8 protein-coding genes are annotated in these 15767 nt (G+C 68.9%); 4 read left to right on the forward strand and 4 right to left on the reverse strand.

Annotated elements, in window-relative coordinates:
• Positions 1 to 4 precede the first annotated feature (4 nt).
• The 4 genes from IU452_RS32840 to IU452_RS32855 all read right to left on the reverse strand — a co-directional run bounded on the left by IU452_RS32840 (position 5) and on the right by IU452_RS32855 (position 5172).
• The gene (locus IU452_RS32840) at positions 5 to 688 is read right to left on the reverse strand and encodes a TetR/AcrR family transcriptional regulator (RefSeq protein WP_195113124.1); all 684 of its coding nucleotides are present in this window, start codon (positions 686 to 688) and stop codon (positions 5 to 7) included.
• The gene (locus tag IU452_RS32845; protein WP_195113125.1) at positions 685 to 2916 is read right to left on the reverse strand and encodes an MMPL family transporter; all 2232 of its coding nucleotides are present in this window, start codon (positions 2914 to 2916) and stop codon (positions 685 to 687) included. Before IU452_RS32845 ends, IU452_RS32840 begins: the two co-directional genes overlap by 4 nt.
• A 90-nt stretch (positions 2917 to 3006) precedes the next feature.
• Positions 3007 to 4299 carry an ammonium transporter gene (locus IU452_RS32850; protein ID WP_195113126.1) on the reverse strand — a complete coding sequence of 431 codons (1293 nt, stop codon included), beginning with the start codon at positions 4297 to 4299 and terminating at the stop codon, positions 3007 to 3009.
• Positions 4300 to 4347: 48 nt separating this feature from the next.
• Complete coding sequence (locus tag IU452_RS32855) at positions 4348 to 5172, reverse strand: hypothetical protein (RefSeq protein WP_195113127.1); 825 nt, start codon at positions 5170 to 5172, stop codon at positions 4348 to 4350.
• Between the two features lie 470 nt (positions 5173 to 5642).
• Between IU452_RS32855 and IU452_RS32860 the strand changes: the two genes are divergently transcribed.
• From IU452_RS32860 to IU452_RS32875, 4 genes are all read left to right on the forward strand, one after another.
• Positions 5643 to 8204: a DNA polymerase III subunit gamma and tau gene (locus tag IU452_RS32860; protein ID WP_195113128.1), complete on the forward strand. Its 2562-nt coding sequence runs from the start codon at positions 5643 to 5645 to the stop codon at positions 8202 to 8204.
• Between the two features lie 341 nt (positions 8205 to 8545).
• Positions 8546 to 9757: an acetyl-CoA C-acetyltransferase gene (locus IU452_RS32865; RefSeq protein WP_195113129.1), complete on the forward strand. Its 1212-nt coding sequence runs from the start codon at positions 8546 to 8548 to the stop codon at positions 9755 to 9757.
• Positions 9758 to 9788: 31 nt separating this feature from the next.
• Positions 9789 to 11942: a 3-hydroxyacyl-CoA dehydrogenase NAD-binding domain-containing protein gene (locus tag IU452_RS32870; RefSeq protein WP_195113130.1), complete on the forward strand. Its 2154-nt coding sequence runs from the start codon at positions 9789 to 9791 to the stop codon at positions 11940 to 11942.
• A 216-nt stretch (positions 11943 to 12158) separates the two neighbouring features.
• Positions 12159 to 15767, forward strand: coding sequence for a serine/threonine-protein kinase (locus tag IU452_RS32875; protein WP_195113131.1), 3609 nt, complete (start codon positions 12159 to 12161; stop codon positions 15765 to 15767).

The raw sequence follows: 15767 nt of genomic DNA on the forward strand, positions 1-15767 counted from the left end.
GCGCTCATCCCTTGTCCCGCAGTCCGTCCAGCCAGCGCGCGGCCTCCTCCGGTCCGGGATCGCCGCCCATGATGTCGAGCGCCGCGCGACCGACGAAGGCGGCGGCCAACACCCGATCGGCGATGATCTCCGGATCACCCCAGGGCAGATAGGGTTTGGCGATCATCAGCGAGACGATGCCGTGCGCGCTGGCCCACATCTGCAGCACCACCGGCAGCGGGTCGCCGGGTGCGAGCAGCCCGGTGTCCATGGCCTCGCGGATCGTCTCCGAGAAGCGCCGGAACACCGCACTTCCCAGTACCTGATCGACCGCGCGCGGCCTGTTGCGCGAGGAACTCACGGTCGCGATGCGGTACTGCTCGGGATGCTCGAGTGCGAATCGCACATAGGCCAGGCCCTGTTGGCGCATGCGCACGATGGGGGACAGGGCGGGATCGGTGGCGGCCACGATGGCGGCGTCGAGATTTTCGAAGACCTGCGCCACCACCGCCTCGATGAGCGCGTCCTTGTCGATGAAATGCCGATAGATCGACGGCGCGCTCACCCCGACCCGCCTGCTGACCTCGCGGATCGACACGGCATCGGCATTGCCGGTGTGCGCCAACAGCTCCCGGGCGGCCTGCAGGATCTCGTCGCGCAGCGCGGACCCGCTGCCGCGGGCCGATCGGGGGCGGCGCGCGGTGGTCATCGATGACCCACGGGATCCCGCGTGGGCTCCGATTGCTCACTGAGCCCGAACCTTTCGTGCCACCGGGCCAGCGGGGCGGGCGCCCACCAGTTGGCGGTGCCCAGCAGCCGCATGAGAGCGGGCACCAGCAGCCCGCGGATGACCGTGGCGTCGGCGAGCACGGTCAGGGTGAGCCCCAGCCCGAACATCTGCATGAAGGTCACCTTCCCGAAGGACATGGCGCCCAGCACGATCGCCATCAGCACGGCCGCCGCGGTGACGATGCGGCCGGTGCGGGCGACGCCGACGGCGACGGAGCGTTCGTTGTCGGCGGCGGTGCGGTCCGAGGCCAGCCACGCCTCGCGGATGCGCGACAGCAGGAAGACCTCGTAGTCCATCGACATGCCGAAGGCCAGGCAGAACATCAGCATCGGCATGGTCGCCACCAGATATCCGGTCGGGGTGAAGCCGACCAGACCGGCCAGATGTCCGTCCTGGAAGAGCCAGACCATCATCCCGAACATCGCGGTGAGCGACAGGCAGTTGAGCACGATCGTTTTCAGCGGTAGCAGCACGCTGCCGGTGAACAGGAACATCACCAGGAAGGTCGCCAGCGCGATCAGCACCGCCGCCAACGGGATTCGCGACCCCAGATCGTGCAGGCCGTCGACATTCATCGCCTCCGCGCCGCCGAACAGCGCCGTCGCGGGTGCCGGAACATCGCGCAGCTGCTCGAGCTGATGCCGGCCGTCCTCGGAGAACGGCTCGAATTTCGTTCCCACCGTCAGATATTGGCCGAAGTCGTTGGCCAGGCCGGGCGGTGCGGGGGCCATGCGCGCCCCGGAGACGTAGACGCCCGCGTTGGACAGCACCGCCGAGACCCCGTCCACCTTGGACAGCGCCGCGGCATAGGTTCCGGCATCGTCTCGGTACCCCGGCAGCACCACCGTGGTGGACATACCGGAGTTGACACCCGGGAATTGGCTGCGCAATTCGTCGCCGACCGTCCGGCTGGCCGATCCGGTCGGCAGCACGCGATCGTCGGGATAGCCGAACTTCGCGCCCAGGAACGGCGCACCGAGGACCAGCAGCACGGCGGTAATCACCAGCGTCACCGGCAGGGCGTGGCGCATCACCCAGGTCACCGTGCGGTACCAGCCGGTCTGCTCGAGCGGCCGCGGCACCGGGTCCGGCCGACGCAGCAAGCGCCGCAGCGGAACCCGCAGATTCCACGCGTTCACCCGGTCGCCCAGCAGAACCAGCGCGGCGGGCAGCACCAGGATCGATGCGGCGGCCGCGGTGGCCACCACCGCCACACCCGAATACGCGAACGACTTCAGGAAGTACAGGTCGAATACGCTCAGCACGGCCAGGGCCAGCGCCACGGTGAGCGCGGAGAACAGCACGGTGCGCCCGGCGGTCTGCACGGCCCGGACAGCGGCCGCCCGGTGGTCGGCGCCGGCGGCGAGCTCCTCGCGATAGCGGCTGACGATGAACAGGCTGTAGTCGATGGCCAGCGCGAGACTGAGCGCGGTGGTCATATTCAACGCGTAGATGGACACGTCGGTGACCAGGGTGAACAGCCGCAGGATCGCCATCGTGGTCGCGATGGCGAACATGCCGACCGCCAGCGGCAGCGACGCCGCCACCACGCTGCCGAACACCAGGATCAGCACGATCGCCGTCAGCGGCACCGCGATTCCCTCGGCCAGCGCGAGATCTTTGGTGGTCTGGTCGTTCACCTCGTGATACGCCGCCGCCAGGCCGCCCGCGTGCACGGTGACGCCCGGATATTCGCCGTCCAATTCGTCGACGATCCGGCCCGCGCTCTTCTGCGCCGCGTCGTCGCCGCCGGTCAGATAGGCCACAACGAGGGCTTTGTGGCCGTCCGTGCTGCGCATGACGGCCGCGATATTCGGTGGGCTGGTCCAGTAGGAACGCACGCCGACGGTGTCGCCGCGGGACTGCAGCCGGTGGGTGATATCGGTGCCCGCCGCCCGGGCCGCCGGGCTGTCGACGCCCTGGTCCGAGCTCACCATCAGCACGAAATTGGGCTGCGCACCGTCGAATTCGTCGGCGAGCAGCCGCGCGACCCGCGACGATTCGGCGTTGTCGGAGGTGAACCCGCCGGACTTCAGGTGGCTCGCCGCCGAGGCCCCGAAGGCGCCGCAGAGCAGTGCCAGCGCCAGTGCCGTCAGCAGGATCGCCCGCGGATGCCGGGTCGACAGCTGTGCGATTCGGGTGAGCATCGGCGGCCCCCAACGGTCGTCGAAGTGAGATAACAGCGTTAGGGTAACGCCGTTACCTCACCGTGTGACAAGCTCCCGCCGGGGCCGAGATCAGTGATCCCGGTCACTCGGTCCGGGCTGGTGGCCGAAGATTCCGCGCGGGGCGTGGCCGTGCACGCCCTCCACGTAGGCGGTCTCCGCATGCAGCGCGAAGTCGATGCCGGCGATCTCGTCCTCCTTGCTGACGCGGAACCCGAGCGTGCGATCGATGAGCTTGCCCAGCGCGAACGACACCGCGAAGGCGTAGGCCGCGACCACGAGCACGGCCACCACCTGCTTGCCCAGTTGGGCCAGTCCGCCGCCGTAGAACAGGCCGCGCACCCCGCCGGTCATCACCTCGTTGGCCAGCAGCCCGATCAGCAGCGTGCCGACCACGCCACCGACGAAGTGCACGCCCACCACGTCCAGCGAATCGTCGTAGCCCGCCTTGAACTTCCAGCCCACCGCGAACGAGCACACCACGCCCGCAACCAGTCCCACGATCGACGCGCCGAGCGTATTCACCGAACCGCAGGACGGCGTGATCGCCACCAGGCCCGCGACGGCACCCGAGGCCGCGCCGAAGGTGGTGGGCCGGCCGTCGCGGATGCGTTCCACCACAAGCCATCCCAGCATGCCAAGGCAGCCCGCGACCAGGGTGTTCAGAAAGACCGCCGCGGCGACACCGTCGGCCTTCAACGCCGAACCCGCGTTGAAGCCGAACCAGCCGAACCACAGCAGGCCCGCGCCCAGCAGCACGAACGGCAGATTGTGCGGCCGCATCGCGTCCACCTTGAACCCGATCCGCGGCCCCAGCACCAGCGCCAGCGCCAAGGCCGAAGCCCCGGAAGCGATCTCGACCACCAGACCACCGGCGAAATCGAGCGCGCCGAACGAGGCCAGCCACCCATCCGGACCCCAGACCCAGTGTGCGATGGGCGAATACACCGCCAGCGCCCACAGCGGCACGAACACCATCCACGCCGAGAACTTCGCCCGATCGGCGATGGCGCCACTGACCAGCGCGGCGGTCAGGATGGCGAAGGTGAGCTGGAATGTCGCATACAGCAGCTCCGGAACGCCGTTGCGGACGGTGCCCGGATCGATGCCCGCCATGGCGGTGTGGGCCAGATTGCCGATCGCACCGCCCCCGGCGTCGGTCCCGAAGGCCAGCGTGTAGCCGAACAGCAGCCATGCCACCGTCACCAGCGGAATGGAGATGAAGCTCATCATGAGCATGTTGAGCACGCCGGTCGTGCGCACCATGCCGCCGTAGAAAATCGCCAGGCCCGGCGTCATGAGCAGGACCAGCGCGGTGCTGGCCAGCAGCCAGGCGGTGGCGGCGGGGTCGATGGTCGAGGGCACGGTCACTCCTTCCACGCGCGATCGCGTCGCAAGGAAGTTACCGAACGATCATCGCCGCGCCTTGCGGGACAGCGCGCGGCGCCCGCGCGGGCCGGGGATGGGCAGGTCGTCGCGCAGGGCCAGCCACTCCGCGGTGATCAGCCACTGCTGCTGGGCGCGCGCGTCGGCGGTGTCGTTGAACACCCGTCGGCCGCGGTCGTCGCGCAGGTCGTGGGCGAGCACCGACCAGCGTGGCGGGCGGCCGTGTTCGCGCTCGTAGGCGTCGAGAAATCCGGCGACCAGGGTGCCGATCGTATTCACCGGCCGCAGCGAGACGCGGTTTCCATATGGTGCCGAATGGAAACGTCTTGCCGCGCAAAGGGATCGGGGCGTGGCATTGAATGCGATCCATCCGGCGCGCTGGGCGCGTTCGATCAACCACAGATGTTTGATCGCATTCGGCGCGATATCGCCGACGCGTTCGCGAATCAGGGTGATCATCGGATCGGTGAGCAGGATGTCGCGCCGCGTCGGGCCGACGCCGTGCTCGGCCCAGTACTCGTGCGTGAGCGAGGCCAGCACCCGGCCGAATTCGTCGATGCTGCGCTGGGCGCGCCGGCCCAATCGCTCGATGCGCTCGGCCTCCGAACGCATCTCGTTCTGCACGATGAGGGTGCGGATGGCCGCCATCGTCGGCACCTGGCCGCGTTCGAGCAGTTCCAGGATGGCTGCGGCGGTGGTCGGGTCGGCGGCCGCCGACACCGGTAGCGAGTCGCGGTTGAGCGCGAAATCCCCAGGACTGATCGCCCGGCTCAGTAAGCCGACGGCAGCGGAGTTTCCGGCGAATTCGGTTTGGGCGAGCCAGGCAGCGGCGATGTCGTCACACGACGGCACTGTCGAGTTTTCCTCCGGGATGGTGCGGGAGGTTCGCGACGACCGATGCGAGAGCTCCCGCCGGGTCTGTGACTAGTTTGTGCCCCGGTCGGGATGAGGGACCGACCGGGGTCACCAACCTGATGAAGGTTTGGCTACCGAAGTTGCCGACGCCTACGTTAGCCAGTCGGTTGCGCCTATTGCCAATCGGTTGACTGAATCGTTACGTATGCAATTTGCCACAGAAACCGGGGAATGGGTTCGCAAATTATGGTCGCCGGTGCTGTCAGCTCGGTAAACGTCGGAATTTAGTTGTAGGTCGAATTCGTTCGCCCCGTAGTCCGCTGTCCGGTTCGGGTGTGCTCGCCACTAACGGGTTCCGGGAATGATTGTGATGCGCGTCACGTCTATTGTCTTCGGGGCTGGACCGTGGTCGCGCCCCGGCCGGTCCGCCTCCCGGCCCTGTCGGTGGCCGCCGGTACCCTCGGGCCGTGGCTCTGTACCGGAAGTACCGACCGGCAACATTCGCAGAGGTGGTGGGGCAGGAGCACGTCACCGACCCACTGAGCACCGCACTCGACACCGGCCGGATCAGTCATGCCTACCTGTTCTCCGGACCGCGTGGCTGCGGTAAGACCTCCTCGGCGCGCATCCTCGCGCGGTCGCTCAACTGCGAACAGGGCCCGACGTCGCGGCCGTGCGGCGGTTGCGCGTCCTGCGTCGCGCTGGCGCCCGGCGGGCCCGGCAATCTCGACGTCATCGAACTCGACGCCGCGAGCCACGGCGGTGTCGACGACACCCGCGAGCTGCGCGACCGCGCCTTCTACGCGCCGGCCGAATCGCGCTACCGGGTGTTCATCGTCGACGAGGCGCACATGGTCACCACGGCGGGCTTCAACGCGCTGCTCAAGATCGTCGAGGAGCCGCCCGCGCATCTGATCTTCGTCTTCGCCACCACCGAACCGGACAAGGTGCTGCCGACCATTCGCTCGCGCACCCACCACTACCCGTTCCGGCTGCTGCCGCCGGCCACCATGCGCGGGCTGCTCGGGAAGATCTGTGAACAAGAGGGTGTGCAGGTCGAGGAGGCCGTGTACCCCTTGGTCATTCGCGCCGGCGGTGGTTCCCCGCGCGACAGCCTCAGCGTGCTCGATCAGCTGCTGGCCGGGGCGGGGCCCGAGGGCGTCGCCTATCAGCGCGCCCTGGCGCTGCTGGGCGTCACCGACATCGCCCTGATCGACGACGCCGTCGAGGCCCTGGCCGCGGACGACGGTGCGGCCCTGTTCGGCACCGTCGACCGCGTCGTGGAGGCGGGCCACGACCCCCGCCGGTTCGCCACCGACCTGCTCGAGCGCATCCGCGACCTCATCCTGCTGCGCGCGGTCCCCGATGCCGCCGAACGCAACCTGGTCACCGGCCCGGGCGATGTCCTGGACCGCATGCGCGACCAGGCCCACCGCATCGGCCCGGCGACCCTGGCCCGCTACGCCGAACTCCTGCACGAGGGCCTCGGCGAAATGCGCGGCGCCACCGCCCCCCGCCTCCTGCTGGAGGTGGTCTGCGCCCGCATGCTCCTCCCCTCGGCCTCCGATACCGAATCGGCCACCCTGCAACGCCTGGAGCGCCTCGAACGCCGCCTGGAGGGCGGCGCGCTGCCCCAAGCCCCGGCGGCCTCCGCCGGGGACCGGCCAGGCTCCGGCGCGGCACCCGCTGCCCCCGCCGAACCGTCCGGCCCCTCGCGCCGCCGGGGCGCCGAGGCGCTGGCCGCCATCCGTGAGACGCGCACCGGAAAGCCCAGCGCGGCAACATCTTCCGGCGGCAGTCCCGCCGGGGATGCCGCCGCGCCCGCATCGGCAGAGCCCGTCGCGGCGTCGCCCAGCCCAGCCGGTGGCTCCGACCAACGGTCCGCCGGAACACCCTCGGCGTCCGGCCCCGACGAACCACAGGTGGACCGGACCGGCGGACAGGCGGCTCCCGACTCATCGGCTCAGCCGAGCGCATCGGCGGGTACGTCGCGACCGCATCCGGCTCAGCGTGCGCAGACCCTGACGGGTGGCGAACCTGCACAGCAAGCGGAGTCCGACCCGGCGGGTGCGCCTTCCGCGCCGCAAGATGCCGGGCCCTCGACGGATAACCGGACAGCGGAGCCGGAGGTCGCGAACGAGTCGACGACCGGACGGCAACCGGAAGCGGAACCCGCCCCGATCGACGCCGACGCGGCGCAAAGGTCGGAGCAGCGGGAAGAGCCTGCCGTACAGGCCGTCACGCCGGTCGATGCGGTCCAGGAAGCCGCCGCTCCGACCATCTCGTCCGGCGGGAACGAGGCGGATCTGCTGCGGGAGGTCGAGGCGAAGTGGGGGGAGATTCGGGCCAAGGTGCGGGAGTTCGGGGCGGCGGTGCATGCGCTGTTGTCCGGGGCGTCCGTGGCGCGGCTCGAGGGGGACGTCATCGTCTTCGCGCATCAGCACGCGCCGTTGGCGCAGCGGCTGTCGAATCCGAAGTATGTGGAGGCCGTCCAGGCGGCCATCCATGCGGTGCTCGGGCGCGAACACGGGGTGCGCTGGGAGGCGGGAACGGGCGGCGGAGCCCGGCCGCAGGCGGCGTCGACCGGCCGGGCGCAGGGCGGTGCCGCGCAGAATCGAGGGGCCGCCGCAGGAGGGCGAGCGGCCGGGCGCGGTCAGGCCGGTGGTGGGTCGCAGGCCGAGGCACCCCGCTTCATGCGGCCGAGTCAGGCCCGCGGCACCGCGCCTGAGCAGCAGTCGGCTCGCCCGGCGGAGCCCGGTCCCACCGAGGGCGATTCCGGATCGCGGTTCGCACCCCCGGACGACGACATCCCGCTACCGGACGGACCGGACTATCCGGACGACCCTGGACCGGACGGCTACTCGCCGGTAGGTTATGTAGGTGTCCCACCCGCGTCCACGCCGGAGGAAGAGCAGGAGATGCTCGCCGAGTCGGCCCGCCCGGCGCCCCCCGGCGACCGGCGCGACCCCGATGAGGTGGCCTTGGAGTTGCTCCGAACTGAGCTGGGCGCCACACGTCTGGACGGTTGACAGTCACCTCCCCGACCGCGTTAAGTTAACCGGAGTTCGCATCCGGCGCTACACTGTCAAGACACATCCCGGTGGGCTTTCGGCCGGGGAGGCCGTCGGCAGCGGCGAGGCGAGGTTCTATGGTATTGCCCAGGCGTACGGGCGACCGGAACGTCGTCGGCCGGTGCCTGCCGAGGTTTGTACAGCGTTATGCGGTGCGAGCGACGGGCCCCGACGAGGCAGGGGCCGGGCAGTGCCGCTAATTGAACACAGGCGGTCGGTCGTACGGCCGGTCGGCGAGGTTACTTGCGGCGGTACCGCACACCACGGTGTCGGCGCACCCCAAGGAAGGAAACTCCGATATGACCACAGAGGCCTACATTTACGAGGCCATCCGCACCCCGCGCGGCCGTAACAAGAAGGGCACGCTGCACTCGGTCAAGCCGATCGATCTGACGACCGGTCTGGTCAAGGAGCTGCGCAACCGCTTCCCCGACCTGGACGAGGATCGCATCTCGGACGTCATCCTGGGTGTCGTCTCGCCGGTGGGTGACCAGGGCGCCGATATCGCCCGCACCACCGTGCTGACCGCGGGCCTGCCCGACACCGTCGGTGGCACCCAGATCAACCGGTTCTGCGCATCCGGCCTCGAGGCCGTCAACCTCGCCGCCCAGAAGGTCCGCTCCGGCTTCGAGGACCTGGTCATCGCCGGTGGTGTGGAGTCCATGTCGCGCGTGCCGATGGGCTCCGACGGCGGCGCCATGTTCATGGACCCGTGGACCAGCTACGAGAGCTACATCGTGCCGCAGGGCATCTCGGCCGACCTGATCGCGACCATCGAGGGCTTCACGCGCGAGGACGTCGACGCCTACGCCGTGCGTTCGCAGGAGCGCGCCGCCGCCGCGTGGACCGGCGGTTACTTCGCCAAGTCGGTCGTTCCCGTCAAGGACATCAACGGCCTGACCGTCCTGGACCGCGACGAGCACATGCGCCCGGGCACCACCCTGGAGGACCTGGCCAAGCTGAACCCGTCGTTCGCCGGCATCGGTGACATGGGCGGCTTCGACGCCGTGGCGCTGCAGAAGTACCACTTCGTCGAGAAGATCAACCACGTCCACCACGGCGGCAACAGCTCCGGCATCGTCGACGGCGCCGCGCTGGTCCTGGTCGGCAACGAGGAGGCCGGCAAGGCCTCCGGCCTGACCCCGCGCGCCCGCATCGTCTCGACCGGCATCAGCGGCGCCGACCCGACCATCATGCTGACCGGCCCGACCCCGGCCGCGCAGAAGGCGCTGGCCAAGGCGGGCCTGTCGGTGGACGACATCGACCTGTTCGAGATCAACGAGGCCTTCGCCTCCGTGGTCCTGAAGTTCCAGAAGGACCTGAACATCCCGGACGAGAAGCTGAACGTCAACGGCGGCGCCATCGCCATGGGTCACCCGCTGGGCGCCACCGGCGCGATGATCACCGGCACCATGGTCGACGAGCTGGAGCGCCGCAACGCCCGCTACGCGCTGGTGACCCTGTGCATCGGCGGCGGCATGGGTGTGGCCACCATCATCGAGCGCGTCTGACGCCCAGACTTCACAGGAGAGACGAAAAGACATGACCGACAACATGATTGCCTGGGAGAAGGACGCCGACGGCATCGTCGTGCTGACGATGGACGACCCGAACCAGGGCGCCAACACCATGAACGACCTCTACAAGAAGTCGATGACGGCCACCGTCGATCGACTGGAGGCCGAGAAGGACGACATCTCCGGTGTCGTCATCACCTCCGCGAAGAAGACCTTCTTCGCCGGTGGCGACCTGAAGAACATGATGAAGGTCGGCCCGGACGACGCCCAGGCCCTGATGGACGAGCTGACCGAGATCAAGTCCGCGCTGCGCCGCCTCGAGCAGCTCGGCAAGCCGGTCGTGGCGGCCATCAACGGTGCCGCGCTCGGCGGCGGCCTGGAGATCGCGCTGGCGTGTCACCACCGCATCGCCGCCGACGTCAAGGGCATCAAGATCGGCCTGCCCGAGGTCAAGCTGGGCCTGCTCCCGGCCGGTGGCGGTGTGACCCGCACCGTGCGCATGTTCGGCATCCAGAACGCCCTGATGCAGGTCCTGCTGCAGGGCAACGAGTTCAACGCCACCAAGGCCCAGCAGATCGGCCTGGTCAACGAGGTCGTCGGCTCGGTCGAGGAACTGGTCCCGGCCGCCAAGGCGTGGATCAAGGCCAATCCGGACAAGGGCGTGCAGCCCTGGGACGTCAAGGGCTACAAGATCCCGGGCGGCACCCCGTCCACCCCGGCCCTGGCCGCCAACCTCCCGGCCTTCCCGGCCAACCTGCGCAAGCAGCTCAAGGGCGCCAACATGCCGGCCCCGAAGAACATCATGGCCGCCGCGATCGAGGGTGCGCAGGTCGACTTCGACAACGCCTCGCTGATCGAGTCGCGCTACTTCGTGAACCTGCTGACCGGCCCGGTCGCGAAGAACATGATTCAGGCGTTCTTCTTCGACCTGCAGTCGATCAACAACGGTGGCTCCCGGCCGAAGGATATCGCCAAGCGCGAGATCAAGAAGGTCGGCGTGCTGGGCGCGGGCATGATGGGCGCGGGCATCGCCTACGTCACCGCCAAGGCGGGCATCGAGGTCGTGCTGAAGGACGTCAGCATCGAGGCGGCCGAGCGCGGCAAGGACTACTCGGTCAAGCTCGAGCAGAAGGCGCTCTCGCGCGGCAAGACCACCGAGGAGAAGTCCAAGGCGCTGCTGGACCGCATCCACGCGACCGCGGATCCGGCCGACTTCAAGGGCGTCGACTTCGTCATCGAGGCCGTCTTCGAGAATCCGGAGCTCAAGGCCAAGGTCTTCCAGGAGATCGAGGACATCGTCGACCCGGACGCGCTGCTCGGCTCGAACACCTCGACCCTGCCGATCACCCTGCTGGCGAACGGCGTGAAGCGCTCCGAGGACTTCATCGGCATCCACTTCTTCTCGCCGGTGGACAAGATGCCGCTGGTCGAGATCATCAAGGGTGAGAAGACCTCGGACGAGGCGCTGGCCCGGGTGTACGACTACACCCTGGCGATCCGCAAGACCCCGATCGTGGTCAACGACAGCCGCGGCTTCTACACCTCGCGCGTCATCGGCAAGTTCATCAACGAGGCCATCTCGATGCTGGCCGAGGGTATCGACCCGCAGACCATCGAGCAGGCCGGTCTGCAGGCGGGCTACCCGGCGGCGCCGCTGAAGCTGTCGGACGAGCTGAACTTCACCACCATGCAGAAGATCTACAAGGAGACCGCCGAGGCCCTGGTGGCCGAGGGTGGCGAGATCGATGCCGCCTCCAAGGCCACCGCGGAGATCCTCGACAAGATGGTGGGCGAGTTCGACCGCAAGGGCAAGGCGGGTGGCGCCGGCTTCTACGAGTACGTGGACGGCAAGACCGCGGGCCTGTGGTCGGAGCTGCGCACGATCTTCAAGACCTCGACGGAGCTGCCCGAGGGCGTCACCCTGCAGGATCTGAAGGATCGCATGCTGTTCGCCGAGGCGATCGAGACCCAGAAGTGCTTCGACGAGGGTGTGCTGACCACCACCGCCGACGCCAACATCGGCTCGATCTTCGGTATCGGTTTCCCGGCCTGGACCGGTGGTACCCACCAGTTCATCGTGGGTTACCCGGGCGGTCAGGAGGCCTTCGTGGCCCGCGCCGACGAGCTGGCTGCCAAGTTCGGCCCGCGCTTCGAGGTCCCGGCCTCGCTGCGTAAGTAAGCTCGACAACTTCTCGGCAATCGCCGAGCAGCGACCCCGACCGCTGAGATCGCCTCGATACGGCCCGGATCACGGAACTTCGTGGTCCGGGCCGTATTGTGTCCGTAGGACTTTCATTCGGACTGGTCGGTCCCTACACGCCCTGGCCGGAATTCCATACGCGTGAGTTCCGACCGCGCTACGTTGGAGTGAGCGCGGATGGTTCGAGGTGGTGCTATGAATCCACACACGGGCAAGGTCCGCAGCACCGATGCTCCACCCGAATCGAACACCCAGCGACATCTGCCGATCGGCATCGCCGACGAACTGGAGGCGATGGGGTTGTTCGATGCGGAGGAGATCGGACGCGGCGGCTTCGGGGTCGTATATCGCTGTGCCCAGCGCGCCCTGGACCGCATCGTGGCGGTGAAGGTGCTGTCCTCGGAGATCGACGACGAGAGCCGCGAGCGGTTCCTGCGCGAGGAACATGCGATGGGCCGGTTGTCGGGCCACCCGAATATCGTCGACATCCTGCAGGTGGACGTGACAGCCAGCGGTTTGCCATTCATCGTGATGCCCTATGCCACGCACGGCTCGCTGGAACGGCTCGTGCGCGAACACGGCCCGCTGAGCTGGGCCGACACCGTGCGCGTCGGGGTCAAGCTGGCCGGCGCGATCGAGAGCGCGCACCGCGTGCACGTCCTGCACCGCGACGTGAAACCGGCGAACGTGCTGCTGAGCCGCTATGGCGAACCCCAGCTGACCGATTTCGGCATCGCCCGGATTCCGGGCGGGTTTCGGACCTCGACCAGCATGATCACCGGCTCGCCCGCCTTCACCGCACCCGAGGTGCTCAAGGGCGACGAGCCGACCGTGCGCTCGGACGTCTACGGCCTGGGGGCCACCCTGTTCGCGCTGCTGACCGGGCATGCCGCCTTCGAACGGCGGTCGGGGGAGAAGATCGTGGCGCAGTTCCTGCGCATCACCACTCAGCCCATTCCGGATCTGCGCGAGCAGGACATCCCCGCCGACGTGGCCGACGTGATCGAGCGGGCGATGGCCTCGGATCCGCAGGACCGCCCGGCCTCGGCCTTCGATATGGGCGAGTTGCTGCGCACGGTGCAGCAGGCGCACGGGCAGATGCCCGACGAGATGGCGCTGCTGGATGCCGGGCTCGACGCCGACGACACGGGCAACGGCACCAATCCCGCCGGAGCCTCGGCCAACCCGTCGCTGCGGACGCGGTCGGTGGTGAGCGGTCCGCGCAGCACCCTCGCGCTGCGGCCGCCGGGTGAGCCGACCCAGGCGGCGACCGTCGCGCAACCGCCCACCCTCCCGCCCACGCCCACCACGAAGTTCCGCCCGCCGACGCCTACCCGTGAGCCGGTGCCGCGCCCGCGCCTGCTGGAGGTCCTGCGGGCCGGCGGCCGGCGTCGGTTGGCGGTCATCCACGGTCCGGCCGGATTCGGCAAGAGCACCGTCGCCGCGCAGTGGCGGGCCGAGCTGACCGAGCGCGGTGTCGCCGTGGCCTGGATCGGTATCGATCACGACGACGACAACGAGGTTTGGTTTCTCGCCCACCTGGTGCAGGCGATCCGGCGGGTGTGCCCGGATATCGGCGCCGGACTCGAGCAGGTGCTGGAGGAACGGCCGCCCGAGGCGGTGTCCTATGCCATCTCGACCCTGATCGATGAGATCCACGCCGGTGGCAAACCGATCGTCGTGGTGGTGGAGGACTGGCACCGGGTCACCGACGCCGGGGCGCACCGGGCCATGGATGCGTTGCTGGACAACGCCTGTCACCATCTTCGTTTCGTCGTCACCACCCGGGACCAGGCCGGATTGCCGCTGAGCCGGTTGCGGGTGCGCGACGAGCTGGTCGAGATCGATTGCAACGCGCTGCGGCTGACATTACCGGAGACGCACGAAATCCTGGTGGAGCACAACGGTTTCCGGCTCACCGATGAGCAGGTGGAGCAGATCCACACCGCCACCGACGGATGGCCCGCCGCCATCCAGCTGGTGAGCCTGTCGTTGCGCGGATCGACGGAGCGGCCCGTCGACCCCGAACAGCTCATCGCCCATCTGTCCGGCGGCAACCAGGCGATTCGGGACTACCTGTCGGAGAATGTGCTCGACACGCTGGAGCCGCGCCTGCTCGAGTTCCTGATGTCGATCTCGGTGACCGAGAAGGTGAATCCGGCGCTGGCCACCGCGCTCAGCGGTGAGGCCGAGTCGGAGCAGCTGTTGGAGCTGGCGCAGCAGCAGGAACTGTTCGTCAGCCGGGTGGCCCACGATCCGGAGTGGTTCCGCATGCAGCCGCTGTTCGCCGAGCAGCTGCGCGCCCGGCTGGAGCGGGTGCATCCGGGCAAGCTGAAGTCGCAGCACCGCAAGGCATCTCGCTGGTATGCCGAACATCAGCTGCTGCGCAAGTCGGTGGATCACGCGCTGCTGGCCACCGATCTGAAGCTGGCGCTGGATCTGGTCGAGAACGGCGGGATGGACCTCATCGACGCCTCGCGGCTGGCGACGCTGCTGGGTACGGTGTCGAAACTGCCGGTGCAGCAGGTGGCTTCGCGGTCCAAGCTGCTGATGGCGCTGGCGCGGGCCAATATCAATCTGCAGCAGTCGGGGGCGGCGCGGACCGCGCTGGGGCGGCTGTCGAACATGTTGGCGCGCAGCGAACCCAGCGACGCCGATGTGGTGCGGCAGCGGTGTCAGGCCGCGGTGCTGGCGGCCGTGGATCAGGTGGCCCGCGACCGCACCGACGGTGTGCTGGAGAAGGTTTCGGACTGCCTGCAGCTGGCCGACGATCTGCCGCCGTGGACGGTGTCGACGGCCGCCAATCTGGTGTCGTTCGTGCGGCTCTGCGATTTCGACTTCGAGGGTGCCCGCGGCATGCAGGAGTGGGCCACGCAGTACCACGCCCGGTCCAAGGATCCGCTCGGGATGGTGTTCGGGTTGCTGGGGAAGGGCGCGGCGGCCTATGAGCAGCTCGATATCGCCACTGCCACAGAGTGTTTCGAGCAAGCGTGGCAGATTGCGCGGGATCGTTCCGGGCCGCGCTCGCATGCGGTGCGGGTGGCGGCCGCGCTACTGGGCGAGGTGACCTACCGGCGCGGGGACCTGGACGCCGCCGAGCGGCTGCTGGATCAGAGCCATCAACTCGTGGCGCGGGTCGGTCCCGTCGACTTCATGATCACCACCTTCGTGGTGGGTGCGCGGGTGAAGGCGGTGCGCGGCGATCTGGAGACCGCCGGTGCCCGATTGGACGAGGGCGCCCGAATCGCCTCCGACCGCAAGCTGACTCGGCTGGCGGCCCACATCCGCGCCGAACGCCTGCGGCTCGGCCTGCCCGGCGACGCCTTCGCCGCGGCGAGCGACCCGGTGCCGCGCACGGTGCGCCACGCGACCGGCACCACCGTCCTGGCCGCCGAGGCCGAGGAGATCGCGGCGGTCCGCAGCCTGCTGGCCCGCCACTACCGCGGCTTCGACGCCCTCGCCGGTGACGAATTCGCACCCCTGGGCACCGACGACTCGGCCGTGAAGCGCGCCCGCGCCCTGCACGGCCGCATGCTCGAACAACACCGCCCCCGAGCCGAACTGGACGCCGCCCTCCTACTCGCCGAATGCCTCTCCGCGGCAGGCTGGACCGGCGAAGCCATCGCCACCCTCACCCCGGCCGTGGTCCGCTGCGCCGAACTGGGCTGGACCAGACCCCTCCTCGACGCAGGCCCCGGCGTCCTGGCCATCCTCCGCACCCTCCGCGACGAACTCCCCTTCGGCACAGGCCAAACCGAGGGCCCAGAGATCCCCCGAGGCTTCCTGGTCAACCTGCTGGCATAG

Source organism: Nocardia transvalensis, assembly GCF_015477765.1.
Lineage (GTDB): Bacteria > Actinomycetota > Actinomycetes > Mycobacteriales > Mycobacteriaceae > Nocardia > Nocardia transvalensis_A.